The following is a 24,178-nucleotide window of genomic DNA, read 5'->3' as shown; positions in this document are numbered from 1 at the left end:
CGTGGAAGGAGCAGGACGCTTCGCGCCGAGCCCGTCTGGCGATCTCCATCTGGGAAACCTCCGAACCGCCCTCTTGGCTTGGCTTTTCGCCCGCACCAGCGGGCGCGACTTCCTCATTCGGGTAGAGGATCTCGACCGTGTCCGCCCCGGCGCGATGGAACGACAACTCGACGATCTGCGCAGGCTCGGCCTCACGTGGGACGGCCCAGTCGTATTGCAGTCACACCGTCTTCCCTTGTACCACAAGGCTATCGACCAATTGCGCGAGCGTGACCTGACCTATCCCTGCTTCTGCACACGCAAGGAGATCCTGCAGGCACCATCAGCGCCCCATGCTCCAGACGGCGCCTACCCCGGCACGTGTCGGAACCTTTCGGAGGCCGAACGCGCCGAGAAATCGGCAAGTGGCCGATCTCCCGCGCTGAGGCTACGGGCCGGCATCGACTCGTTCACCGTCCATGACGAACTGTTCGGCGAGGTGACGGGACCAGTCGACGACGTCGTCCTGCTCCGCGGAGACGGGGTGCCCGCTTACAACCTTGCCGTTGTCGTCGACGACGGTGCACAGAACATCGACCAGGTGGTTCGCGGCGACGACCTCCTGACCTCGGCTCCACGTCAGGCATACCTTGCCCGGCTGCTCGACATCGAACCACCGTCGTACGCCCACGTTCCTCTTGCCTTGAACAGTGAAGGCAAGCGACTCGCGAAGCGCGACGGCGCAGTGACTCTGGCAGATCAACTCGAGGCCGGACGCAGTGCCGAGCAGGTTCTGACGATGATCGCGTCGAGCATCGGTCTCGCCGAACCCGGCGAGGTTGTCACACCACCCCAATTGGCGGATCGATTCGACTCTCGCAAGATCCCCCGGACCCCGTGGATTTTCCCGGCGCAGTAAGTGACGTATCAATCGGTGCCTCGTCGGAACAAAACTACGATTGTCCGATATGACAAAGCCGTCCGCAATAGCTATTCGTTGGCAATTCTCGAATAGTGAAGTACGGTCGAGACTGGCGAAGGAAATTCAGGGCGAGTTGTTCCTGCAAAACCACGCCCGGGATCTGAACCTGGAATCCGACCACAGTACCCACTTGCAGCATCCACGCTGACACGCACGTGCGGCACGGGCGACTCAGGACGAAAAGGAATACGCATGGTCCGCGAGCTTCGCGAGGCACTCGACGACCATCAATTCGAGGTGTTGTATCAACCCCAGGTCAATCTGAACTCGTCAGCAATTATCAGCTATGAAGCTCTTTTGCGTTGGCGCCATCCGCTGCGAGGGTTGATCGAACCTCAAGATTTCATGCGCTCCGCCGAATCCTCTGGGCTCATCATTCCCATCGGGCTACAAGCTCTGGAAATGATTTGTGCCCAAACAGCGTCGTGGCCTGAGCGCATGATGGTCGCGGTCAACTTTTCACCTCGCCAACTCGCTACCCCGCACGCCGCTCACGAGATCCTCGGAGCCCTCGACAGTTCACAAACGCCACTGAGCAGAATAATCGTGGAAGTCACCGAACTCGGCGTCGTAGGCCGGCATGCCGCCGAGACTCTTCACGTCTTGCACAACGAGGGAATTCGAATCGCGCTGGATGATTTCGGGGCGGGCTTCGCGTCTTTCTCCGCATTGTCGGAATTGCCGCTCGACATTCTCAAGATCGACCAATCCTTGACCTGGGCCGTCAGCGCAGCGGGTCGTGCTGGAGACCGTGCCTTCATGGTCATGGAGTCCATCGCCGACATCGCTCGGAAGCTAGGGCTTGATTCGATCGCAGAGGGCGTCGAAACCGCGGAACACGCAGCCAACGTCTTGCGGGCCGGCTGCGACATGGGCCAGGGCTATTACTTCGGCAAGCCACTTCCTGCGTCGTCCATCGTCACTCCCGTGTGAGCGCTCGCCACTTCAGCACGACGACACTTCAGTACGACGACGATGCACTCGATATGAGTGCGACCACGAGAATCACGGCAAAAATTGCCAAGAAGGCCGCGCCGACCGCAATTCCGGCTATCGCAAGCCCGCGCCCCTGTTGACCTGTCTGCTTGATCTGATTGAGCGCGACAATTCCCAGAATGATTCCGACGATTCCGCCGAGACTGTAGAAGCAACCACCCGCAAGCGATACAACCAGCGATGCAATTGCGAGACCATTGGTGCCGACCGGCTGCATCGGCGGTGCGTACCCACCCGCGAATTGATTCGGTTGACCGTACGGGTTCGGAGGTTGGCCGTACTGAGGCTGTCCGTATTGAGCCTGTCCGTATTGTCCGGGTTGCTGATATTGATTCTGCTGATATTGATTCTGCGGTCCGAAATTCTGCGGCGGCAGGTACGGGTTCGGTTCACCGATTCCGCCCGGCTGGGGGTTATTACCGGGCGGGTTGTACGACGGCGGTGGATAACCCGGGTACTGCTCGTTGGGAGTGGTATATCCGGGAACTTCAGGTGAAGACTGCGTTTCGGACGGGGACACGCCGTACCCCTCAGGAGGCAGGCTCGGAAATTCTCCGTACCCAGGTTTTGCCTGGTAATCGCTCGAAGAATCGTCGTTGTTGCCCCCGGAACTCGTCATACAACGCAGCCTAAACCACAGGTGACCTCCGAATCCAAGTGAGCAGATGTCATCCACATCGCTCTTTGATCCCAGTAGGGTCATATCCACTGTCACACTCGAGCGCGATATTTACGACTGAGGGGAACACATGACAACCGGTGGGTACGACCCCAACCAGAATCCAGAAGGCGGGAAGCAATTCCCACCCCAGGATCCATATGGCCAGCAGGGAACACCTCCTCCCGGAAGTTACCCACCACCCGCAGGCCCCCCGCAGGGAGGTAGCTACCCGCCCCCTCAGGGCGGAAACTTCCCGCCCCCTCAGGGTGGCAACTACCCGCCGCCTCCGCAGGGTGGAAGCTATCCCCCTCCCGGTGGCAACTACCCACCGCCTGGTGGGTACCCGCCTCCTCCCGGGGGCGGCAACTTCCCGCCGCCGCCCGCCAATGACTACGGCGCAGGATTCGGTGGACCACAGCTTTCCGTGGGTGCCGCGCTGAATTACGGCTGGGAACGCTTCAAGAACAATGCGTTGACGTGGATCGGCATCACTGTTGTCGCGGGCCTGATTTCGTTTGGCATCAACCTGTTGTTCGGGGGCTTCGACTTCTCGACCGACGGGTCGACTTCGGTGTCGGCGTTGAGCATCATAGGCGGATTGGTCTCGATCGTCGTCAGCATTCTGATCCAGGCTGCCTACGTTCGAGGTGCCCTTCATGAAGTCGACGGCAACAAGCCGGCTTTCGGTTCCTTCTTCCAATTCTCGAACATCGGCGCCGTTATTCTGGCGAGCATCTTGGTCGGGTTCGCGGTAGCGATCGGCCTCGTCCTGCTGATCATTCCGGGCATCGTCATCGCATTCCTGACCTATTTCACGTTGCAGTTCGTGATCGATCAGGATCAGGATCCCGTCACCGCAATCAAGTCGAGCGCCAGCGTCATCTCGAAGAATGTCGGCCCACTGCTTCTCCTGGCACTCGCGGCAATCGGCATCAACCTCGTTGGCGCACTGCTCTGCGGTCTCGGATTGCTGGTCACCGGACCGGTCACTCTCATCGCAGGCACCTATGCGTATCGCGTCATCACAGGACGCTTCGTAGCAGCACTCTGACGAGGCTTCACCCCATCACCGAAGGCCCTGCGGTTCCACGTGAAACCGCAGGGCCTTCGGTGTGTTCTGCGCAACTGGACGGTCGCCAACTCGCATCCGAGCGCCTTGTGGTGCTTGGATGACGGACGTGACAGCTCAGGATCAGCAAGACGAATCGACCCACGAAACCAAATTTGCGCACGTCAGCCGGGGTTATTACCCGACGATCGTCGCGCTCTTCACCGCAACGCTGCTGATCTCGAACGTGGCGGCGACCAAGGGGGTCGCCTTCTTTGCGGATTCCGACTTCTCGCTCGGTCCCTTGCAGATTCTGCCCATCATCACCGATGGTGGATTCTTCTTGTTCCCGCTCGCCTACGTCCTCGGTGACGTGCTCAGCGAGGTCTACGGCTTCAAAGCGACCCGACGCGCGATCTACCTGGGCTTCGGCGCACTGATTCTTGCCGCTGCGTGCTTCTGGATTGCAGTGCAACTCCCGTCGGCAGAGTTCTACGAGAACCAGGCCGCCCTCGAAACCGTGGTCGGTGTCATTCCCCGGCTACTGGTCGCGGGCTTGGCCGCCTACCTCGTCGGACAGCTACTGAACTCACTGGTTCTGGTCATGATGAAAAAGCGCATGCAGGAGAAGCATCTGTGGGCGCGGCTGATCGGCTCGACCGTCGTCGGCGAATTCGCCGATACCCTCATCTTCTGTTCCATCGCGGCCGGTGTCATCGGCATCAGCACATGGGAAGACTTCATCAACTACGTGCTGGTCGGCTTCCTGTGGAAGACGCTTGTCGAGGTTCTGGTCATGCCGATCACCTACCGCGTCATCGCATACGTGAAGAAGCGCGAACCGACCTACGCCTGAGGTGCAGGCGTCTTCGCCGCGTAGAACTTTCCGAGCATGTCCGCCTTGAAGTCGTGGAAATACCCACCTTCGATGCTGGCTCGGATATCGTCGACCAACTTCACGGTGAATCGCTCGTTGTGGATGGTGCAGAGCGTCGACGCGAGCATTTCCTTCGCCTTGAACAGGTGATGGATGTACGCGCGGGTGTAATTGGCGCACGTGTAGCAGTCGCACTCGTCGTCGATAGGCGTGAAGTCACGACGGAATCGGCTGGTGTTGATGTTGAACCTGCCGGAGCGGACGTAAATCGCAGCATTGCGAGCAACACGCGACGGGTTGACGCAGTCGAAGGTGTCCGCACCGTTCTCGATTGCGACGAAGAAGTCGTCCGGTTCACTGATGCCGAGCATATGACGCGGCTTGTTCTCGGGTAGTTCCTCGTTACACCAACGCACGATCGTTCCGAGGTTCTGCTTCTCGAGGGCGCCGCCGATGCCGTAGCCGTCGAAGCCGTATCCGTTCTCGCCTTCGATCGACTCGAGTCCGCGGCAGGCTTGACGTCGCAGATCTTCGTACTGCGCGCCTTGGATCACGCCGAAGAGAGCCTGATAGGGCTTGTCAGCGCGTTCGGCGGTGAGCTTCTCGTGTTCATTGATACAGCGGATCGCCCACGCCTGCGTGCGCTCGACCGATCGCTCCTGGTAGCCGCGGGTGTTGAGCAGCGTTGTGAGCTCGTCGAACGCGAACATGATGTCGGCGCCGAGCTGATGCTGGATCTGCATCGACACCTCGGGGGTGAAGCGATGCTTACTGCCGTCGAGGTGCGATTTGAACGTCACGCCCTCGTCGTCGACTGTCGCGAGACGCTCCTTGCCCTTCGCGATGACGTCGTCGGACTGCACACCGACGGCCTCCATCGCGAGCACCTTCTTGAACCCGACACCAAGCGACATGACTTGGAAGCCACCGCTGTCGGTGAAGGTGGGCCCGTCCCAGTTCATGAACTTGCCCAGCCCGCCGGCCTCGTCGACGATGTCGGGTCCCGGCTGCAAGTACAGGTGGTACGCATTGGCGAGCAACGACTGCGCACCGAGTTCCTTCATGGACTCGGGCAGCACGGCCTTGACCGTGGCCTTGGTTCCGACGGCCACGAACGACGGCGTCGCGATATCGCCGTGCGGTGTGTGGATGGTTCCGGTTCGTCCGAGCCGGTCCTCGAGCCTGGTCCCTATCGTGAAAATCGACTCGGGACGCTTGTCGACGACGGGCTCGGGCGGTGTCGGTACTGCAGAAGTCACGGGCTCAATCCTGTCACAGGAGCAAATATCGCCGTGATCACAGCGAAGAAAGTTCCTACGCGATCAGCATCCGCATTGGTCTACTGACCGAACCCGAGCGGTACCGCCGCGTGAGGGTCCCCACCATACTTCCCACTACACATCCCCCGGCTCGACCGGTTTACCCCGCCAACCCGCTGACAGGAGCTCACTTGACGAGACAGACCGGCCAGACCTACAACTTCGTCACCGTCGACGTCACAGACTCGATTGCCACCGTGACTATCGACAAACCTCCAGCCAACGCATTCAACCCCAGCATGATCGCCGAGCTTCTGGAGATACTGCCGGTACTCGCGTCGGACCAGACCGTCCGCGTCATTGTCGTGACGGGCACTGGACGGTTCTTCGTCGCCGGTGCGGACATCACCGTGATGCGCGAGCTGACGGAAGAAACTCAGCGCGCGATGCGCCCGTGGGTCGACGTACAGCGGATCCTCGAGTCGGCTCCCAAACCTGTCGTCGCGAAGATCAACGGGCACGCACTCGGCGGCGGAGCAGAACTGACGTTGGCCTGCGACTTCCGCATCATGGCGCAGTCGGCGACCATCGGCTTCCCCGAGATCGGACTTGGGCTTTTTCCGGGTGCCGGTGGCAGCCAGCGACTTCCACGCCTCATCGGGGCTCACCGAGCCAAAGTGCTCATGATCGAAGGCAAGCGCCTCAGCGCCGAGCATGCACTCGATATCGGCCTGGTCGACACCGTCGTTGCGGACGCCGACCTCGATGCGCATTGCGCTGACCTCGCACGCGAACTCGCGACGAAACCCACTGCCACCATCGGAATGATCAAACGCATTGTCGACGAGGGCATGTCGTTGCCGCTCGATCAAGCGCTGGATCTCGAATTCGAGGCAGTGCTCGACCTGATCAAGACGGACGACGCTGCTGAGGGACTTCAGTCTTTCCTCGACAAGCGGTCCCCCACCTTCACGGGACGCTGACAGCTCCCATTTACCGAGAGGCCATCATGCTCAACAAATTTCAGAAGAAATGGGTGGGCGCAGTCGCTTCTCTCGCCGCCCTGACGATCGCCGTCAGCGGATGCACCCGCCCCGCTACCGACAACTCCGCCGAAAGTGGTGGCCTGGTACGGATCGCGGTGGGTGTAGACCCGTCGTACGCCCCGATTTTCCTGGCCGACCACGAGGGCATGTTCGAGGCCGCCGGCCTCGACGTCCAGGTCATCCAGACGGAAGGCGGGGCGGCGGGCGCCCAGAACGTCGTAGCCGGAACTTCGGAACTCTCCGGCAATGCCGACTCGACGGCACTGTCCGTCATGGCCGCCAATCCGAGCCTGCGGGCGCTGGGCGTATTTCAGGAATCCGACCGGTACTTCCAGGTTGTACTGAGGAACGGCGTCGAACCGAAGTCGATCAAGACCATGGGCGTCTTCCCCGGCATCGGTCTCTACTTCACGAACCAGTACCTGGCCAGTCTCGGCATCGACCCCACGACGGTCACACTCGTGAGCACAAGCCCGCCCGAACAGCCTGCTTTGCTGGCGCGCGGTGACATCGACGGCTTCCTGTCCTTCGACCCCTGGGTGACGCAGAGTGTCAATACCGGCGGGCGCGTTGTTGCCACGACCGGCGACTTCGGCGCCAAGTACGCCCAATGGATCATCGCTTCGGACAACTGGTTGTCCGCGAACGAAGAAACCGCAGGCAAGGTGTTCAAGGTGATCTCGGAAGCGTCGGCAATCGTGAACTCGGATCCGGATCGGGCTGCAACCGCAATTGCCGCGTCTATACAGATGGACCCGGCCGAGGCCGCAGACCGGGTGACCCAAATCGATTTCGGTGGACGCGGATTCACCGAGGACGACGTGGAGCGCGCAAACGAACTTGTTGCATTCTTCCGCGAGCAGGGCAAGATCTCCGCGGACATCGATCCGTCCGCTGTCCTCCTCTCGGGATGGTTCGAGCAGAACGCCGCCTGAGCGGAGAGTGAGAACGGGTCCGGTGGGCAGACCGAAATCATGTCGCCCACCGGGCCGCAGAACTACGTTCGACACCAGTCGGTTCGGCGATATCTTTCGATTGAAACGGAGTAGTTGTGGTGCATCCCCCGGTACGGGTCGTAGAGATTTCCAGTCCGTTTGCGCGATTCGCCGGGCGCATCCTGGTCGGGCTGGGTTTCGAAGTCATTCTGGTAGAACCACCCACCGGTGACCCCAGTCGCACCGAGTCCCAGGGTGATTCGTACTTGCATTGGCATGCGGGCAAGAAGTCCGTTGTCCTCGATATCGACGACAGCAACGATCGCCTCGCTTTCGAAGCACTGCTGCGCAGTGCCGACGTCCTGCTCGACGGCAGCGCGACCGGCGCTCTACGCGACAACCGAGGATCTCTCGTTCACGTACGAGTGACACCCTTCGGCACAACCGGACCGCGAAGTGACTGGAAGGCAACAAATCTGACCGTCGCGGCACTCGGCGGGATGATGGCCCAGGTCGGCGATCCCGAGCACCCTCCACTGCTGCTCCCCGAACTCCAGGCTGAGCAGCTCGCCGGAATCAATGCCGCAATCGGCGTGCTTCTCGGACTGCGTTCGCGATCCAAGGGCCACAACCCGTTGCTGGAGATCAGCGCTCAGGAATGTGTTGCCGCCGCGCTGGAAGCGGGCACTCTTGCCTACATTCACGAGGACCGCGTACCACCGCGTCCGGGCCGGGTACATCCGCTCGTTCCGCACGGACTGTTCCAGGCCGCCGACGGTTATGTCGGTGGCGGCCTCGGCGGTAGCCCCCGCATGTGGGACGGCATGCTGGCCTGGCTGATCGACAACGATGCTCAGGACGATCTCGATCAACCGGAGTGGTCCGACGCGGTCTACCGAAAGACGCATCAGGAACACATTTTCGACGTTCTGTCCGCCTTCATCGCGAAGTGGCCGAAGGAAGAATTCGCGGTCAGCGCGCAGTCACGCAAGTTGCCGTGGGCAGCGGTCGACCGGCCCGAAGAACTGCTGCGTAACCCGCAACTCAACGACCGGGACTTCTTCACCGACGTGACCGGAGATCACGGTACCTACCGCGATCTCGGGTTCGGCTTCGCTTTCCCCGAAGGCCGGCGCATCGGAACGCTCGAGGCTGCCCGGTTGGGCCAGCATCAGGAACTCTTGAAGGCCACCTCGCCTGTGGCAGTGAACGAAACCCACGAGTTCAGCGGTGGCAGCACGCCCAGCCTCGAAGGTGTCCGCGTCCTGGATCTCACGTGGGTGTTGGCGGGCCCGTACGGCACCAGAATCCTTGCCGACCACGGTGCCGATGTCATCAAGGTCGAATCGATCGGACGCCCGGACCCGACTCGCTTTGCACCGTTCATGCATCTCTCGCGAGGACCGCACGACAATCCGAACACCAGCGGGTACTTCAACGACGTCAACCGCAACAAGCGCAGCATCACACTCGATACCCGATCCGCAGAGGGCCTTTCGGTACTGCGCGACCTGATCAGGAACTCCGACGTCGTGGTCGAGAATTTCAGCTCGTCGGTCATGGACAAGATGGGGCTCGGCTACGAACAACTCCGGGAGCTCAAACCGGACATCATCTACGTGTCGATGTCCGGGATGGGTCACACCGGTCCTCGCAAGGACTGGGTGTCGTATGCCGACATCGTTTCGGCAAGTACCGGTTTGACCGCACTGACCGGCTGGAACGCCGATGACGTTGTCGGAGTCATCTACGGCCATGGCGACATCGTCGCCGGACTGCAAGCCGGCGTCGCGATGCTGGCAGCCCTCGACTACCGCGACCGGACCGGCCGGGGACAGCACGTAGACCTGTCACAACTCGAAGCCATGGCAGCGCACATGGGTACCAGCGTTCTCCGAGCCGCCCGGTCACAGTCCCCCGATCCGATCGGCAACAGCCATCACGAATTGGCACCACACGGCGTGTACCCGTGCCTCGGCAGCGACCGGTGGTGCTCGATTGCCGTTCGCGATACCACGGAATGGAATGCATTGTGCCGCATCATCGAAGCAGAGAAATGGATCGGCAATCCTGACTTCGCGAGTGCAGAAAGCCGCCAAGCCGATCACGAACGTATCGACGACGCCATCGCCGACTGGACCAGGACTCTGTCACCCGAAACCGTCATGGAACGCTTGCAATCGGCGGGTATCGCGGCCGGCACCGTCCAGGACGGACGCGACCTGGTCGAGAGCGATCCACATCTTCGGGCACGCAGTTTCTATTCGGCACAGGAACATCCCCTCGCCGGAACATTCCTCCACGAAGGCATCCCCGTTCGCCGGAACTCCGAACCCGGCTCGATCCGACGCGCTGCGCCGGTGCTGGGCGCGGACACCGACGACGTCCTCGAGTCGGTGCTCAGATACAGCGACGAACTGATCGCCGGACTTCGCGACCAGTCGATCCTGTCCTGACCGCACTCATATTCAGTACATCCATTCACAGATCGCTACTAGGAGACACAATGCGCGCGGCCCGACTCCATCAGTTCGGCACTTCACCGGTCATCGACGACATCGACATTCCCACACGTGAATCCGGTCAGACGCTCGTGCGCATCGACGCTGCCGCGCTCGGCCATCTCGACATCACCGTCGCGAGCGGAAACTTCGGAGTCAAGCCGAACCTGCCACATATCGGTGGAACAGACGGAGCGGCGACGGTAATCGAATCCGACACCTATGAGCCTGGCACCCGCCTTCTGGTCCGAGGCGGCGGAGTCGGCCTGTTCAAGAACGGTTGCTGGGCTGAGTATCTGGTAGCGGCAGACAAGGCGTTCACACCCTTTGATCCCGCACTGTCGCCGGCCGTCGCCGCAACCTTCTTCCTGCCCAGCACAACCGGCTATGTTGCCGTCAACGACATTGCAGCCGTCGCTCCCGGCGAACGAGTTGTTGTCGCCGGAGCATCCGGCGCTGTCGGATCGATGGCAGCACAGTTCGCTCTGCTTGCTGGAGCGTCCGAGGTAATCGGTGTTGTACCGCGCGAAGATCAGGCTGCCTTGCTTCCGGAGGGTGTGCGTCCCGTCGTCGGGCAAGGCGACGAACTTGCCGGAGTGGTGGGATCCGAGCCTTCCGTCGACGCCGTGATCGACACACTTGGCGGCGACGGCTTGCCGCACCTTCTGGCGAGTGTTGTCCCCGGTGGCCGGGCTGCCCTGATCGGATATACCTTGGGTAAGAGCCTCACCCTGGACTTGCCGAACTGGTTGCTCAGCGATGTCCGGATCCTGCCCGTCAACATGATTCGCAAGACTGCCCGGCAAGCCGAACTGGCACCTGAAATGATCCGGCTGCTCATCGAAGGCAAGATTTCCGTTGCAGTGCAGGAGTTTCCGCTGGATGACATCGCAACGGCACTGCAGTTGATGGGTGAGGGCAAGGTTGCCGGCCGGGCCGTCGTCGTACCCTGAGGGATACAATTACCCATGCACCACGACGCACATGCCATTCCGCGCTCGCTTCCGGATTTGATCCGGAGGCGAGCTTTGGAACGTCCGGAGCACCCGGCGCTCGTCGTCGACGGGATCACGGTCACCTACCGCGAATTGCGGGATCGTGCAGCGTCGATGGGGGCGGATCTCCGTAATCACGGTGTCGGCCGTGGGGAGCGCGTGGCGGCACTGTCCGGCAACAGGATCGAACTGGCAGACCTTGTTCTCGGATGCGCGTGGATCGGTGCGGTTGTCGTCCCACTCAATACGGCCCTCCGAGCCGACAGTGTTGCCGGCGCACTCGAACAGGCTGGTGTACAACGGATCCTGGTTTCACCCGAATACTCAGGCGCTGTAGCCGGATTCGACGGCACCGTGTGGGTCATGGGTGAACAGTGCGTCCCCACTGCCGGTTCGCATCCGGGCTGTGAGCCCGAGACCCTCGATCCGCTCGACCTGGCCGCGATACTCTTCACCTCCGGCACCACCGGTCTGCCCCGAGGCGTCCGATGCCCGCACGCGCAGTTCCTGCAGTGGGGCAAAGGCGTCGGCGCCTCACTCGGGCTCACCGGGGACGATGTGCTGCACAACTGCCTGCCGCTGTTTCACACCAATGCTCTCAATGCCTTTGTTCAGTCCCTTTGGGCCGGGTCTACTTTTTTCCTGGGACAACGCTTTTCGGTCCGCAATCATTGGCGCGAAGTTCGCGAGATCGGCGCAACTGTCGACTACCTGCTGGGTGCGATGGTGGCCATGTTGATGAACGCGGACCCATCGCCGCAAGACCGACAGCACAGCGTCCACGTGGCACTTGCCCCCGCAACGCCGGCTCATCTGATCGAACCGTTTGCCCAGAGATTCGGTGTAGAACTCGTGGACGGATTCGGAAGTACCGAAACCAATCTCGCGATCGGCACACTTCCGGGAGATCGGCGGGCCGGGTACATGGGGCGGGTGATGAGTGGCTACGACGCCGCAGTCGTCAACGACGGTACTGCGGCCGCAGACGGGGAGCCCGGCGAACTGGTGGTCCGCAGCACGATCCCCGGCGCCTGTTCACTGGGCTATCTGGGCGAGGAGATTCCGGCGACGGAGAGTTGGATACAGACCGGTGACAGGGTGATTCGGGAAGCAGACGGCTGGTTCCGATTTGTCGATCGCATCAAAGACGTGATTCGGCGCCGCGGTGAAAATATTTCCGGGGCCGAAGTGGAAACCGTTCTGGCGTTGCATCCGTCGGTCGGTCAGGTTGCCGTCTTCCCGGTACCGTCGGATCTGGCCGAGGACGACGTCATGGCAACTGTAATACTGCGCCCCGGAGTATCTTTCGACCCCATTTCGATTCTGGAGTTCTCCCAGCAACAGCTGCCGTACTTTGCACTTCCCCGGTACATCGACGTCGTGGACACGTTGCCACTCACCGAAACCGGCAAGGTACAGAAAGCAGTGCTACGTGAGAGGGGCGTCGGCCCACACACCTGGGACTGCGAGAAGAGCGTGTTCCGCGCCCGGCGATAGACCGCGCCTCGCTACTTGCCGCAACCGTTGAACGAACACATCACCGGACTGCAGATCGTGCGCAGAGCCAGCGGGTCGCTCGGCGAATGTGTGCACTTCATGGCATGAAGTTTTCGGGTGATTCCGGCGCCGGCAGTGCGCAGGGCCCCGGTGATGCGGCTGACGTTGAGGCGAGCCGTCGGCGCTGTCACAGACAACGCGCCGGCCAGAGTGCGCGGGCCGCTGAACACCGGCACTGCGACGCTCATGTACCCGAGCCGTGTCTCCTCGACCTCCACCGCGAGTTGTTCCTTACGCATCCGCTCGGTTTGCTGGCGCAGCACGCTGACGGACATCGTCGTTCGACTGGTCAAGGCGGTGAAACCCTGCTCGACTACCTCGTCGAAGACCGATTGCGGGGAGAAGGCAAGGATGATCTTGCCGGTGGCGGTGCAGTACAGCGGGAGCCGACCGGCCACCCGCGACTGCTGATTGAGCCCGCGGTGTCCGATGATCTTCTCGATGTAGAGGACGTCGATGCCGTCACGAACCGCAAAGTGAACCGTCTCCTGCGTCGCCAGTAGTAGGTCCTCCATGTACGGCAGCGCCGCGTCGCGCAGAATCCGCTGACGCGGCACCAATTGGCCCAGCTCGAACAATCGCAGGCCGAGCCGGTACTTGGTACCCGCGCGCTCGAGCAATCCCCACTCGACCAGCTCGCCGGCCAACCGGTGAACCGTCGCTTTCGCGACCCCACTGCGCCGGGTGAGCTCCGTCAGAGACAGGTCACTGTGGTCGGTGTCGAAAGCGTCCAAGATCATTCGAGCCTTGCCCAGGACCGAGGACAGTTCACCTGCAGGCTGCGATGCAGCGGTCGTTTCCGACGCGATGGGTAGTACGGATCCGAACCCGACGGATTGTTGTGGAGCGGCCATGAGTGTCCTCCTGAACGATCTGTGACAGCCTGCCGAGACCGAGTGCCACAACGACCGAGATCGGTCGGGGTCCTCGTTAGGTGCAGGTGCTTCGAGACTGACACTATGGTGACGACACGATGAGACGCACGCCACACGGTCCGCTCAGTGAACCCGTCCCGCAGAGTTTACACGGGGCGCCTACCTGCGTAATTCTCCAGAAACATGCGGACGGCGGATGCAATCTGCGGAGCGTGCTCCTCGACGAGTGCGACGGTCCCCGATTCGACGATCTCCGTTTCCACCACTGCCGCACCCGTCAGGTGTGCACGCAACGGCGCAATGTTAGGCATCGAGAAGGGATCCTTCTGCGCGCCGATCAGCAAAACCGGCGCAGTCACCGAACCGACTCTCGCCTCCATGACGTAGCGGGCGCAGGCTTTGTGCCCCTCCGCCGGATCTACCCGGTAGGCAAGCGCGTCTCGGATGAACCTGTCGAGCAGTGCGGTGCCTGGTTCGGGGTAGTAGGGGCGACGCATCTCCCACAGCCTGGTGAGATGGCTACCGTCTGCGGCCCGGTCGACGCAGTCGATCCCACCGGGTCCCGAGTGCCCCTCGCGGTAGTTGCGGTCGGTCCACGGGCACGACGAGAGCACGGCAGCGTGCACCCTCTCGGGGCGTGATGCCGCCATCTCGAGCGCCACTGCCGCACCGGTGTGGTGACCGATGACCGTGACTCGATCGACGCCCAGGGTGTCGAGCAATTCCCACGCGCCTCGCGCATAGGTCTCGATGGTCTGCGGGCCGGGTACCGGAGCACTGTTGCCGTACCCCGGCATGTCCATCGCGACAACGCGGAAGTCGTCGGCAAGGAGTGGAATGAACTCGCGGAACTCGTCCCACGACCGGGGCGCCTGATGAAGCAGGAGAATCGCCTCACCCGAACCTTGCTGCGCGTAATGCAATTGCCCGAAAGACGAATCAACGTATCCGAGTTGCAGGCCGCCAGCCATCAGAACGCCGCAACCATCGGGGTATCGACGCCGACGATGTCGATCTTTGCCGAACCACCCGGATTTCCGACGGGCTCGCTACGGGTAGGCAAGACCTCGAGGAAGAAGCGCTTGTTGTCTTCCTTGAAATCCGGGTCTGCTTTCCGGTCGACGGTGATCGCCTCCACCGGGCAAGCCAATTCGCAAGCGCCGCAATCGATGCATTCGTTCGGGTTGATGTAGAGCTTGCGATCACCCTCGTAGATGCAATCCACGGGGCATTCTTCCATGCACGATCGGTCCGTGTAGTCGATGCATGCTTCACCGATGACAAATGCCATTGCCTAGCTCTCCTGTTCGGTGGAGTGTCCAGGGAAGATTTCTGCTTCCGGATCCAGCACTGCCGCAGCGTTGTTCACCGCAGTCGCGGCCTCGCCGAAACCGACGGCGATCAAGCGGACCTTGCCGGGATAGTCCGTGATGTCCCCGGCGGCATACACACGCGGAACATTCGTCTCCATCCGTGTGTTCACCGCGATGTGGCGATTGTCGATCTCGATTCCCCACTCCATCATCGGACCGAGGTCGGCCGTGAATCCCAATGCAGCGATGACGGATTGAGCGGGCAGCGTGGACGTGCTCTTGTCTTGTTTGTGGGTGATGTCGACCTCGCCGATCCACCCGTTTCCACGTACCGCCGAGACATCGGCGTTGACGAGAACCTGGACACTGCTTTCCTGCACCTTGGCGACTGTGGATTTGTGTGCGCGGAAACGATCTCGCCGGTGAACCAGGGTGACGGACTTGGCAATCGGTTCCAGGTGAACGGCCCAGTCGAACGCGCTGTCGCCGCCACCGACGATGACAACGTCTTTCCCGGTGTGCGCCGACAAATCCGGGACGAAGTAACTCAGCCCCCGATCCATGAACTCCGAACCCTTCGCCAACGGACGCGGGGTGAAGGTTCCGATGCCGCCGGTGATGACAACCGCGCCGGCCACCACGACCTGGCCCGTGCTGGTGGTGATCCGCACCCGGCCGTCGTCGTCATGCGACAGCTCACGAGCCTGCATGCCCAGAAGGTACACCGGATCGAACGGGGCAGCCTGCGCCATCAAACCCTCGATGAGGTTGCGTCCCTTGACCGAAGGGAATCCCGCGATGTCGAGGATCGCCTTCTCCGGGTACATCGCACTGACCTGTCCCCCCGGTTCCGCAAGGGCATCGATCACGGCAACCGAGAGGCCGCGGAAGCCTGCGTAGTACGCGCCGTACAGCCCGGCGGGGCCGGCACCAATGATCAGAATATCGACGCCGATCTCGTTGTCGGTCGCCGTGGAAGACGTTTTGTTCACACTCGATACGGTATTGCGCCGACGGACTCACGCAAATGAAACCGGTCCGCTCAACAGACCTCGGTAACAGTTGCGGGACACCACGAAAAGGGCCCGCCGACCTCTCGGTCGACGGGCCCAATGCTCGCAGGAATTCAGTGCGCGAAGAATTCAGTGCGCGAATACCTCGGGCTCGTCTGCTGCGATCTTCTGGATGATGGTCGAGTACGCAAACCACCCCACCTTCTCGGTGCCGACTGCTTCGTAGGTCTGCGCCGCGATCTTCTCGTGCAGGACAACCGGATCACCGGCGGCTCGCGCCGTCAACTCCGCCTGCATCGACCGCTCCATCGACACATACCACCACACTGCGCTCTCCACGGAAGTTCCGACGGTCAGATGACCGTGGTTGGTGAGGATCACGGCCTTGTTCGATCCGAGGGCATCCGCGATGCGAATCCCCTCCTCTTCGTCCAGCGCCACCCCGTGATACTCCTCGTAGATCGAGTGATCCTCGTGAAAGGCGCACGCGTCTTGAGTGATCGGCGTGAGGCGGGTGTGCAGCGAGGAGAACGCCTTACCGTTCAAACCGTGAGCGTGAACAGCTCCGATGACGTCGGGACGAGCCTCGTGAACCTTGCTGTGGATGACAAACGCTGCTCGGTTGAGCGGTCCGTCTCCGGAAATGACCGCGCCGTCCGACGCCACATGCAGCAATTCCTCCGGCTGAACCTGGGAGAAGTGCCGCCCGAACGGCGCAGTCCAGAAAGTCTCCGGATCTTCTGGGTCTCGGGCGGTGATATGTCCCGAGATTCCCTCGTCCAAACCGAATTTCGACAAAATCCGATACCCGCCGATGACAGCGGTCTTGCGACGACGCCGCTCACTCTCGATATCGGTGAACTCGGGCGGTCCCGGAATTCCGGCCTGCTCGGCAATGCTCAGCGGGTGATTCATGCTGCGCTCCTGACTATTTGACGCCGTAACGGGCGAGGTACCGCGAGGACAGAATGCGGAGAATCCGGTCGAAGATGAAGCCCATGATGCCCAGGACGATGATGCCGACGAACGTCCAGTCGATCCGGCCGTAGTTTCGAGCCTGCCAGATCATCGAACCGATACCCTGGTCGGCGGCGACGATCTCCGCCGACACGATGGTGAGGAAGCTGTTGCCCATCGCCAGGCGAGCGCCCGTGACGATGCCGGGGATCGACGACGGCAAGACCACCGTCTTCATGATCTGAAGTTTGTTGGCACCAAGATTTGCCGCTGCCTGCAGTTTGTTCTCGCTGATCGCTACAGTCGCGGCAATCGTGCTGACCGTGACGATGAATACCGAGGTGTAGAAGATCAGAACAACCTTCGACGTCTCACCGATGCCGAACCAGACGACGGCGAGAGTGACAAACGCAATAGGCGGAATGAACCGGAAGAACTCGATGTACGGATCGAGGAGCTGTCGCACGATGGAAATGCGGCCCATCAGAATTCCGACGGGAGCACCGATCACGACACCCAGGAACCAGCCGATGAGAATTCGCTGACCCGATGCGGTGATCGACGACCACAGAACGCCGCTCTCCCACAGTTCCTGTGCCGCCGACCATACTTCGGCCGGTGATGCAATGGTGGTCGGCCCGTACCACCACGCCAGGAACGACCAGATGCCCAAACCGATTGCCGCTGAGGCTGCATACATCAGCGTCGCTTTGACAATCTTGGATCGCCGCGCCGACGAACGCTTTTTTGTCTCCGCCACCTTCGCTGTTCTCACACCGGCTGAACCACCGGTCACTACAGCCGTCACAGCTCATCCTCCTCAATGCCTTGGTTCCGCAGCGACGCAACCACTTCTGCCCGAATGTCGTCCCGCAGCTTCTCGTAGAGCTCGATCACCTCGGGATCGTTGCGGTCTCGCGGACGAGCCGCATTGACCTCGTAGACGCTCTTGATCCGGGCCCGCGGGCCGGCCGACATCACGATCACACGGTCAGCCAACGTCAGTGCCTCGTCGATATCGTGAGTCACGAATACCACGGTGCAGCGGGTGTGCCGCCAGATACGGTCGAGTTCGGTCTGCAGAACCTGACGAGTCTGAGCGTCCAACGCACCGAACGGCTCGTCCATGAGAACCAACGACGGCTGGTTGGCAAGAACTCGTGCGATCTGAACACGTTGCCGCATACCGCCGGACAGCTGCGAGGGGAACTTCGCACCCGCGTGGGGCAAGCCGACCATCGCGAGGTACTCGGCCGCGATACTCGCCTGCTCGCTGCGGTTCGCTCCACGCATCCTGGGGCCGTAGGCCACGTTCTGGCTCACGGTCATCCATTCGAACAACGCTTCGGAGCTCTGAAACACCATGCCGGCGTGGCGGTTACTGCCGGCGACGACATCTCCGTCGCACACGATCTCGCCGGCGCTGGGTTCCACGAAGCCGGCCATGGACGACAGCAGCGTCGACTTGCCGCAGCCACTCGGACCGAGCAGACAGACGAATTCACCTGGCTGCACGTGCATGTCGATTCCGGCGACGATCTCCGCCGCGCCGAAGCTGATTCCGAGGTCGACCACGTCGATGGCAACACCGGTGTTCTTCTTGCCGGGGCCGGCTGTCCCCGCGCTATTCGTCGAGCTGGTCGTTGAACCACTTGTTGCGATACTCACTGTGCACCATCCTTGTACCAATCCAGAAGCATTGCCGATTCGAGATCCGGCTGGTCGCTGAGAACACCGATCGACTTGTAGAAATCTACGATCGACTGAGCCGACTCGACATCCGCAGCTTCGAGATTCACCACGGCGAAGTCGATCTCGTCCACCGCGGCAATAGTCTGATCCTCGCTGACGTTCACAGCCGCCTTGGTCGCGGACGCTGCCACGCCCGGATCCGACTCGACCTTGCGCGTTGCCTCGTCGAGCACCTTCGCGACGGTTCGCGCTGTCTCTTCGTTGGCCGACAACCACGGAGCCGTCGTGATCGCCCAATGATGATAGAACCAGCCGTAGTCTCCGGTTACTGCCACCACGTGGCCGGTTCCCTGATCCAGGGCGGTGGCCGGCCACGGCTCCCACAGGACAAACCCGTCGATGTCGCCGCGACTGAGCAGTGCGGGCATGTCCGTCGGGGTCGCCGAGATCATCTCGACCGAACCGGGGGCAACGGAGTTGGCAGCGAGGTACTTGTCCGTCGAAATCTGGCTGAGACCCGGGACGATGCCCATCTTCTTGATCGCAGCCGGTGAGTCGACACCGTTACGCAGCACGACCTTGATGTAGTCACCCGACGCCTCGTACGAGTACATCGCGCGCAACGACGGATTCTGACGCAACTGGGCGATCGTTGTCGTATCGGAGCTACCGGCGATCTGGACCTGCCCGGTCGAGAGTGCGTCGACGGCCTCGCCACCACGACCGAACTGGACGAGTTCGACGTCCAAACCGGCAGCGTCGAACATGCCTTCCTGATCCGCTACGAAGAACGGAGCGTAGGAAGCATCGATTCCGACTGCGATACGCAGTGGTCCACTTCCGGCAGAATCAGCTGTGCTTTGCGTCGCCGGGCGGCTGCATGCGCCGGTTGCAACGGTCAGCAGCAGCGCAGCCGAAACAAGAGCAGTCCTTCCAAACTTTGACAGCGAGGCCATCTACTCACACCTTTGTTTGTGATCTGTGCCGCAGTTGCGGGTCGTGGAGAGCAAACCTAGCTGTGTGTACCTACACCCGAGAACCAACCGGGTCCACCGTGCGGACCGGGGACAGGAACTTACCTCGGCGAAACACTGCACCTGGAGGAACGTGCGGACCGAAATACTTCGGTAACACGGCCCTCGATCACAATGTCCACCGAATTGTCTGCGAGCGCAGCGCACTGGCGACATTCTGCGCCGTCATCGAATAGATCGACGCACGCGCTCCGGCGCTGCCGCCGGCGACGTGCGGGCTCAGGAGGGTCGAATCGAATCCACGGAGCGGGCTCGAAATCGGTAGTGGTTCAACGTCGAACACATCGAGGGCAGCGCCGCCGACATGCCTGGAACGCAAGGCACGCGCCAATGCCGCGTCGTCGACGACAGCGCCGCGCGCCACATTGACCACGATCGCTCCGGTGGGCAACTGCGCAACTCGATGGGAATTGATCAGTCCCCGAGTTGATTCCGTAAGCGGGACGGCCAGCACCAGGACATCCGCGAGAGGCAGTAACTCGTCGAGTGACACAAACGTCGCAGCCACAGTGTCACGCGGTCTCGAACGCGCGGTGACGTAGACGTCGCAACCGAAGGCGGCAAACAATTCTGCACACCGGCGGCCGATCGAACCAACACCTACGACGCCGACCCGGCGCTGCGCCAGATCGCGGCAATCGCGCGTCAGGATGGATTCCTGTGGCCATCGACCATCGGTAACCTCGTTGTGCGCCCAGAACATGGAGCGGCACAACACACCTGCCGCGAGCACTGCCCACTCCGCAACCGAGTTCGCGTTTGCACCGGGAGTATTCGCCACCGGAACTCCGGCGGCGCGCCAGGCTTCGGCATCGATGAAATTGGTTCCGGCACCAGGCTGTTGGACGAGGAGCACATTCCGGCCGAGCTCTGCTTCCTCCTTGCCCAGTGGCAGATCACCACTCCAGTCCCCCACCACGACGTCGCATGTCGGCAACTCCGCACGGAGCGCCCCCGTGGTGCGCTCAGGTAATCGAACTACCTCCGCCTCACCCCTGACGGCGTCACGGATTGCGGTACCGAGTCCGTTGTCGGCGTCGGCCGTCAGCAGAAGTACTTTCTTCACGAGAACTCCTTCGCTGTAAGACGATGACTGTACCTTCGAAAACGCGGAAGCCGGCCTCCCAATCGAGAGACCGGCTCCATTACGCAGCAGCATATTTGGCAGGAACTTCTCAGATAGCTGCCTTCGCGCTGGCTGATGCCTTTGCCAAGAACTCGAGGCTCAGCGGGTTGTACTTCGCTGCCTGCTCGTGCTGCGGCCAGTGACCGCACTCCGAGTAGAGTTCGAGCTGAGCGCCCGGAATATCCTCGGCCATCTTCTTCGCTTCCGGAACATCACCGAACGGATTTTCCTGACCCCAGACCACAAGAGTCGGCGCCTTGATGAGTGCCATTCGATCCGGGCGCAGCAGGTTCCGCTGGCGAACCTCCATCTCCTGCAAGGAAAGGAGGTTGTGGATGTTGGCGACAAAGTCAGGCTGATGGTAGATCCGGTGACGAGCCTGAACCAATTCCTCGGTTGCATCGGCGGGATCATGCATGAGCAACTGCATACGTGCGCGGGTCAATTCGATGTCGTCACTCTGGACGGCCTTCGCGGTCGACGTCTTGATGCGCTCCATGACTACCGGGTTCGCGACTGTTCCGCCTGCTGCCAGCAACTGCAGCGACAGAACACGTTCGGGCTGCTCGCTGGCCAGGTAGGCAGCGACCCAACCACCGAGGCTTTCACCCACCAAGTGCACACGGTCCAGTCCGACCGCGTCGAGGTAGTTCACCAAATGCTCGACGTAGCGCGGAATCTCGTACGGGTAGTCAGGCTTGCCGGTGTAACCATGGCCGAGCATGTCGATCGCGTGAACCCGGTAAGACTCGGCGTGCGGTGCAATATTGCGTGCAAATGCCTCGAGGTGTCCGCTGGTGCCGTGCAGGAAGATCACGGCCTCGTCACCGGATCCTGCCTGCAGAGAGCGCGTGGGCACACCGCCGGCGTCGACGGTCGTCAACTCGAAATCGAGCCCGGCAAGTTCGTTCCAGATTGTCATCAGAGAAACTTCCTTTACTGAAGGTGCAGATTATGTTGTTGCGCTGTCTGTTCCAGCTGGATCGAGAATCGTGACACCCATACCGGTGAGCCACTCGGGAATCGCTTCGTAGGCAAGGCGTTCACCCGGAACGTAGTCGAGCATCGCGGCCATCATGAGCCAGGTCCGCAACTCCTGCGCACCGTTGCCCGCCTCGTCTTCGATCTGCTGCGTCGTGAACTCGGCAAGCTCACTTGCCTTGCCGCTGGCAAACAGATCAAGAATTCGGTCATCGAACTCCGGAGTGATCGCGGCATCGGCTGCGCGGATGATCTGGCGTCGCCGGACGTCGTAGTCGGACCAGTTCTCCCGGCCGTCCAGCCAGGCTTGAACCATGAAATCCTCGTCCTCACCGTGCGGATCCCGCCAGTCCGGCCAGGGCAGACGATGAGACAATCCACCGGACGCGATCACCACGACCCGGGTATCCGCCGGATACGACGCAACGGCATCCCGCAGGGCCTTCGCCACTTCCTCACATCGCTTGAACGTCGGGAGGGGCGGCGCGAATACGTTGACCACCAACGGAACTATCGGAACATCGATTCCGTCGAGAAGGTACTGAATCGCGTGAGACTGACCATGATCGATCTGCAATCGCGCCGAGTAGGCAAGATCGAACCGGCCACCTTCGATCAGCTCGTTTGCAAGGTGCCTGGCGAACTCCACGTCGACCCGTTGCGGCCCCTTGGGTGTTCCTGACTCGCCACTGGAAATGCACTCTCCGACGCCGAGAGTGAACGCCGGAATCAGATCCAGCCAGAAACCGCGAAAGTGGTTGGAGCCGAGAATCAAGACAACATCGGGTTTCGACGCCGCGATCTTCTCCCGGCTCAGATACAGCGCGTCCCGGAAGCGTTCGGCCTCCGCCTTGTGCGTCGTCTCTTCCCAATGGGTGTTCATCAAGGTGCTGTGGGAGGCACCGATACCCAGAACTATCTTCGCCATCAGTCGATTCCTACTTCCTCGAGCGAGCGGGTGACGGTGTCGAGGGCCACTCGGATCAGATACTTCGTAAATCTCTCCGCCGCAGCCAGGTCCACAGTGTTCATCCCCATCGCGAAGTCCACCTCGAACGGTGCGTCGACCACCTTGGGCATACCCACCCGAATCGTCGGGATGCCGCGGCTGCGCAGGATGTTTGCGTCGGTGGCTCCACTCGCGTCGAAGAAGTCCTGATGCGGCTCTCCTTCGGCAGCTTCCCACGCGTGGACTGCGGCGCGGCGCAACCACATTCGAGGGTCGGAACCCTCACCGGGGATGGCAAGAACCTGTTCGACGTCGATCTGCAGATCCAGCGATTGTGCGATCTCCGCAACGACGGCTTTGAGTTCGCGCTTGGCCGCGGTGGGCGTCGTCCGCGGGCTGAGCCGTAGATCAACGGTAAGGCGCACCTGCTCGGGGGTGAACGACGCTGTTCGCTCCCACCCGCCGCGGATGTTGGCAACGATCCCCTGAGGCGCAACCAAACCGTCCTGATGCGCCGCCGAGTACTTCGGGAACCATTCCTCCAACTTGGCGACCACCTCGCCGGCTGCGGTAATCGCGTTGCGGTACGGCAACCGGTGGCGCGAGCCGACGTAGGTGTGCAGACCGTGCACCGTGATCTCGAACCAGGCCAGTCCCACTTCTTCCCAGGAAACCGTCCAGCCGGGCTTGGCGATCAACGCGCAGTCCGCCCACACTCCCTGTTCCAGGAGGAACGAGCAGCCGACGCCCTGGCCGGTGTTGCGTCGGGGGTTTCCGACACCGGGGCGGGCATTGGTCGGCATACCACCGGCGCCGAATCCGAGCACCAGGTCACCGCGGAGCGGAATACCGGCTGCGGCAATTGCTTCGGCCGCCGCGACAATGCAGACGGCGTGGCCTTTGGGGTTCGACGCACCCAATCCGATCACGTAGTTCTCGTCGAACTGGGCGTGCGGCGTCAGATCCGCTCGCAGCTCATTTCCCACCCACGGCAGGTCTTCCGCCGGATCGCCGGTCGTGACGGTGTCGATCGGCGCATACAGCAACAGGTCCGGTCCGGACCCGTCACCGCGGAGCCTTCCCCACGAGTTCGCCTGCCGATCATCGAGATCCATTGTGTGGGCCTCGATGCCCGACGCTGCCAGGACCGCCGTGATGTGGCGGGCCAGCGGTGCTTCGTCACCCGTCGGACTGGGAATGTTGACCACCGAAGTGGCGAGATCCCGCAATCGCGCACGATCGACATGGGCGTAGGCTCGCTCGACCCATTCCCGGCGCTCGTCGCCTAGGCCTGCGAGAGCATCGGCCCTCGCAGTGGTCATGGATTGACCTGATGTACCTGAGTATTGCTGCGCTCGCCGGCCAGCTGCCACAGCTTGGGAACTGCCACTGCAACAGCGGC

The 24,178-nt window shown here is 61.6% G+C and carries 23 protein-coding genes; 9 read left to right on the top strand and 14 right to left on the bottom strand.

The genetic code is table 11. The annotated features are described in order from the left end of the window. The first annotated feature begins 1 nt into the window (after window position 1). Complete coding sequence (gene gluQRS, locus A0W34_RS01920; RefSeq protein WP_064687952.1) at window positions 2-898, top strand: tRNA glutamyl-Q(34) synthetase GluQRS; 897 nt, start codon at window positions 2-4, stop codon at window positions 896-898. 255 nt (window positions 899-1,153) lie between these two features. Continuing rightward, window positions 1,154-1,894, top strand: a complete 741-nt coding sequence (locus A0W34_RS01915; protein ID WP_081557236.1) for an EAL domain-containing protein — start codon at window positions 1,154-1,156, stop codon at window positions 1,892-1,894. Between the two features lie 28 nt (window positions 1,895-1,922). On the opposite strand, the gene A0W34_RS01910 is transcribed toward A0W34_RS01915, so the two are convergent. Continuing rightward, window positions 1,923-2,576 (bottom strand): DUF4190 domain-containing protein, encoded by a 654-nt coding sequence (locus A0W34_RS01910; protein ID WP_064687953.1) that lies wholly within the window; start codon window positions 2,574-2,576, stop codon window positions 1,923-1,925. A 130-nt stretch (window positions 2,577-2,706) separates the two neighbouring features. On the opposite strand from A0W34_RS01910, the gene A0W34_RS01905 reads away from it, so the two are divergent. Both A0W34_RS01905 and A0W34_RS01900 read left to right on the top strand, forming a co-directional pair. Next, window positions 2,707-3,669 carry a proline-rich domain-containing protein gene (locus tag A0W34_RS01905; RefSeq protein WP_080552802.1) on the top strand — a complete coding sequence of 321 codons (963 nt, stop codon included), beginning with the start codon at window positions 2,707-2,709 and terminating at the stop codon, window positions 3,667-3,669. Between the two features lie 118 nt (window positions 3,670-3,787). Then, entirely contained in the window at window positions 3,788-4,522 is a 735-nt protein-coding gene (locus tag A0W34_RS01900) for a queuosine precursor transporter (protein WP_030535741.1), read from the top strand. Here the strand turns inward: A0W34_RS01900 and tgt are convergent. Beyond that, window positions 4,513-5,802 carry a tRNA guanosine(34) transglycosylase Tgt gene (gene tgt / locus A0W34_RS01895; RefSeq protein WP_030535742.1) on the bottom strand — a complete coding sequence of 430 codons (1,290 nt, stop codon included), beginning with the start codon at window positions 5,800-5,802 and terminating at the stop codon, window positions 4,513-4,515. The genes A0W34_RS01900 and tgt overlap by 10 nt on opposite strands. A gap of 191 nt (window positions 5,803-5,993) precedes the next feature. Here tgt and A0W34_RS01890 point away from each other — a divergent pair, with 191 nt between their 5' ends. From A0W34_RS01890 to A0W34_RS01870, 5 genes are all read left to right on the top strand, one after another. Further along, entirely contained in the window at window positions 5,994-6,785 is a 792-nt protein-coding gene (locus tag A0W34_RS01890; protein ID WP_020723626.1) for an enoyl-CoA hydratase/isomerase family protein, read from the top strand. A gap of 26 nt (window positions 6,786-6,811) precedes the next feature. Next, window positions 6,812-7,783: an ABC transporter substrate-binding protein gene (locus A0W34_RS01885; protein WP_007731596.1), complete on the top strand. Its 972-nt coding sequence runs from the start codon at window positions 6,812-6,814 to the stop codon at window positions 7,781-7,783. Between the two features lie 119 nt (window positions 7,784-7,902). Next, on the top strand, window positions 7,903-10,239 hold the full coding sequence (locus A0W34_RS01880) for a CaiB/BaiF CoA-transferase family protein (protein WP_232329968.1): 2,337 nt from the start codon (window positions 7,903-7,905) through the stop codon (window positions 10,237-10,239). A gap of 50 nt (window positions 10,240-10,289) precedes the next feature. Continuing rightward, window positions 10,290-11,237 (top strand): quinone oxidoreductase family protein, encoded by a 948-nt coding sequence (locus A0W34_RS01875; RefSeq protein WP_007731598.1) that lies wholly within the window; start codon window positions 10,290-10,292, stop codon window positions 11,235-11,237. 15 nt (window positions 11,238-11,252) lie between these two features. Next, window positions 11,253-12,776, top strand: a complete 1,524-nt coding sequence (locus A0W34_RS01870) for an AMP-binding protein (protein WP_081557235.1) — start codon at window positions 11,253-11,255, stop codon at window positions 12,774-12,776. Between the two features lie 11 nt (window positions 12,777-12,787). Here the strand turns inward: A0W34_RS01870 and A0W34_RS01865 are convergent, their stop codons facing one another. From A0W34_RS01865 to A0W34_RS01810, 12 genes are all read right to left on the bottom strand, one after another. Beyond that, window positions 12,788-13,690: an IclR family transcriptional regulator gene (locus A0W34_RS01865; protein WP_007731601.1), complete on the bottom strand. Its 903-nt coding sequence runs from the start codon at window positions 13,688-13,690 to the stop codon at window positions 12,788-12,790. A gap of 167 nt (window positions 13,691-13,857) precedes the next feature. Further along, on the bottom strand, window positions 13,858-14,682 hold the full coding sequence (locus A0W34_RS01860; protein ID WP_007731603.1) for an alpha/beta fold hydrolase: 825 nt from the start codon (window positions 14,680-14,682) through the stop codon (window positions 13,858-13,860). Further along, window positions 14,682-15,002, bottom strand: a complete 321-nt coding sequence (locus A0W34_RS01855) for a DUF362 domain-containing protein (RefSeq protein WP_007731605.1) — start codon at window positions 15,000-15,002, stop codon at window positions 14,682-14,684. The genes A0W34_RS01860 and A0W34_RS01855 overlap by 1 nt, the downstream gene beginning before the upstream one ends. A 3-nt stretch (window positions 15,003-15,005) precedes the next feature. Then, complete coding sequence (locus tag A0W34_RS01850; RefSeq protein ID WP_050655582.1) at window positions 15,006-16,016, bottom strand: NAD(P)/FAD-dependent oxidoreductase; 1,011 nt, start codon at window positions 16,014-16,016, stop codon at window positions 15,006-15,008. Between the two features lie 150 nt (window positions 16,017-16,166). After that, window positions 16,167-16,952 carry a class II aldolase/adducin family protein gene (locus A0W34_RS01845; RefSeq protein ID WP_054188628.1) on the bottom strand — a complete coding sequence of 262 codons (786 nt, stop codon included), beginning with the start codon at window positions 16,950-16,952 and terminating at the stop codon, window positions 16,167-16,169. 13 nt (window positions 16,953-16,965) lie between these two features. After that, the gene (locus A0W34_RS01840; protein ID WP_019746502.1) at window positions 16,966-17,802 is read right to left on the bottom strand and encodes an ABC transporter permease; all 837 of its coding nucleotides are present in this window, start codon (window positions 17,800-17,802) and stop codon (window positions 16,966-16,968) included. Then, window positions 17,799-18,662, bottom strand: a complete 864-nt coding sequence (locus tag A0W34_RS01835; protein ID WP_007731623.1) for an ABC transporter ATP-binding protein — start codon at window positions 18,660-18,662, stop codon at window positions 17,799-17,801. The genes A0W34_RS01840 and A0W34_RS01835 overlap by 4 nt, the downstream gene beginning before the upstream one ends. Next, on the bottom strand, window positions 18,659-19,642 hold the full coding sequence (locus A0W34_RS01830; protein ID WP_081557234.1) for an ABC transporter substrate-binding protein: 984 nt from the start codon (window positions 19,640-19,642) through the stop codon (window positions 18,659-18,661). The genes A0W34_RS01835 and A0W34_RS01830 overlap by 4 nt, the downstream gene beginning before the upstream one ends. Window positions 19,643-19,829: 187 nt before the next feature. Next, on the bottom strand, window positions 19,830-20,786 hold the full coding sequence (locus A0W34_RS01825; protein ID WP_019746501.1) for an NAD(P)-dependent oxidoreductase: 957 nt from the start codon (window positions 20,784-20,786) through the stop codon (window positions 19,830-19,832). Window positions 20,787-20,895: 109 nt separating this feature from the next. Continuing rightward, entirely contained in the window at window positions 20,896-21,768 is an 873-nt protein-coding gene (locus tag A0W34_RS01820) for an alpha/beta fold hydrolase (RefSeq protein ID WP_019746500.1), read from the bottom strand. 30 nt (window positions 21,769-21,798) lie between these two features. Then, a complete protein-coding gene (locus A0W34_RS01815; RefSeq protein WP_007731630.1) occupies window positions 21,799-22,755 on the bottom strand; it encodes a 3-(2,3-dihydroxyphenyl)propionate dioxygenase in 957 nt (318 codons plus the stop codon). Continuing rightward, on the bottom strand, window positions 22,755-24,098 hold the full coding sequence (locus tag A0W34_RS01810; RefSeq protein ID WP_007731632.1) for a M20 family metallopeptidase: 1,344 nt from the start codon (window positions 24,096-24,098) through the stop codon (window positions 22,755-22,757). The genes A0W34_RS01815 and A0W34_RS01810 overlap by 1 nt, the downstream gene beginning before the upstream one ends. Window positions 24,099-24,178: the final 80 nt, after the last annotated feature.

It is taken from the genome of Rhodococcus sp. BH4 (assembly GCF_002079265.1).
GTDB classification, from domain to species: Bacteria; Actinomycetota; Actinomycetes; order Mycobacteriales; family Mycobacteriaceae; genus Rhodococcus_F; species Rhodococcus_F qingshengii.
The sequence above is the reverse complement of the archived record's forward strand: the minus strand, read 5'-3'. Positions and strand labels throughout refer to the sequence as shown.

Bases quoted from the DNA above. Each gene is read 5' to 3' on its own strand.
- A0W34_RS01915 (WP_081557236.1), top strand. From the start codon at position 1,154: ATGGTCCGCGAGCTTCGCGAGGCACTCGACGACCATCAATTCGAGGTG.
- A0W34_RS01910 (WP_064687953.1), bottom strand. From the start codon at position 2,576: ATGACGAGTTCCGGGGGCAACAACGACGATTCTTCGAGCGATTACCAG.
- A0W34_RS01905 (WP_080552802.1), top strand. From the start codon at position 2,707: ATGACAACCGGTGGGTACGACCCCAACCAGAATCCAGAAGGCGGGAAG.
- A0W34_RS01900 (WP_030535741.1), top strand. From the start codon at position 3,788: ATGACGGACGTGACAGCTCAGGATCAGCAAGACGAATCGACCCACGAA.
- A0W34_RS01885 (WP_007731596.1), top strand. From the start codon at position 6,812: ATGCTCAACAAATTTCAGAAGAAATGGGTGGGCGCAGTCGCTTCTCTC.
- A0W34_RS01875 (WP_007731598.1), top strand. From the start codon at position 10,290: ATGCGCGCGGCCCGACTCCATCAGTTCGGCACTTCACCGGTCATCGAC.
- A0W34_RS01870 (WP_081557235.1), top strand. From the start codon at position 11,253: ATGCACCACGACGCACATGCCATTCCGCGCTCGCTTCCGGATTTGATC.
- A0W34_RS01865 (WP_007731601.1), bottom strand. From the start codon at position 13,690: ATGGCCGCTCCACAACAATCCGTCGGGTTCGGATCCGTACTACCCATC.
- A0W34_RS01860 (WP_007731603.1), bottom strand. From the start codon at position 14,682: ATGGCTGGCGGCCTGCAACTCGGATACGTTGATTCGTCTTTCGGGCAA.
- A0W34_RS01855 (WP_007731605.1), bottom strand. From the start codon at position 15,002: ATGGCATTTGTCATCGGTGAAGCATGCATCGACTACACGGACCGATCG.
- A0W34_RS01845 (WP_054188628.1), bottom strand. From the start codon at position 16,952: ATGAATCACCCGCTGAGCATTGCCGAGCAGGCCGGAATTCCGGGACCG.
- A0W34_RS01830 (WP_081557234.1), bottom strand. From the start codon at position 19,642: ATGGCCTCGCTGTCAAAGTTTGGAAGGACTGCTCTTGTTTCGGCTGCG.
- A0W34_RS01820 (WP_019746500.1), bottom strand. From the start codon at position 21,768: ATGACAATCTGGAACGAACTTGCCGGGCTCGATTTCGAGTTGACGACC.
- A0W34_RS01815 (WP_007731630.1), bottom strand. From the start codon at position 22,755: ATGGCGAAGATAGTTCTGGGTATCGGTGCCTCCCACAGCACCTTGATG.
- A0W34_RS01810 (WP_007731632.1), bottom strand. From the start codon at position 24,098: ATGACCACTGCGAGGGCCGATGCTCTCGCAGGCCTAGGCGACGAGCGC.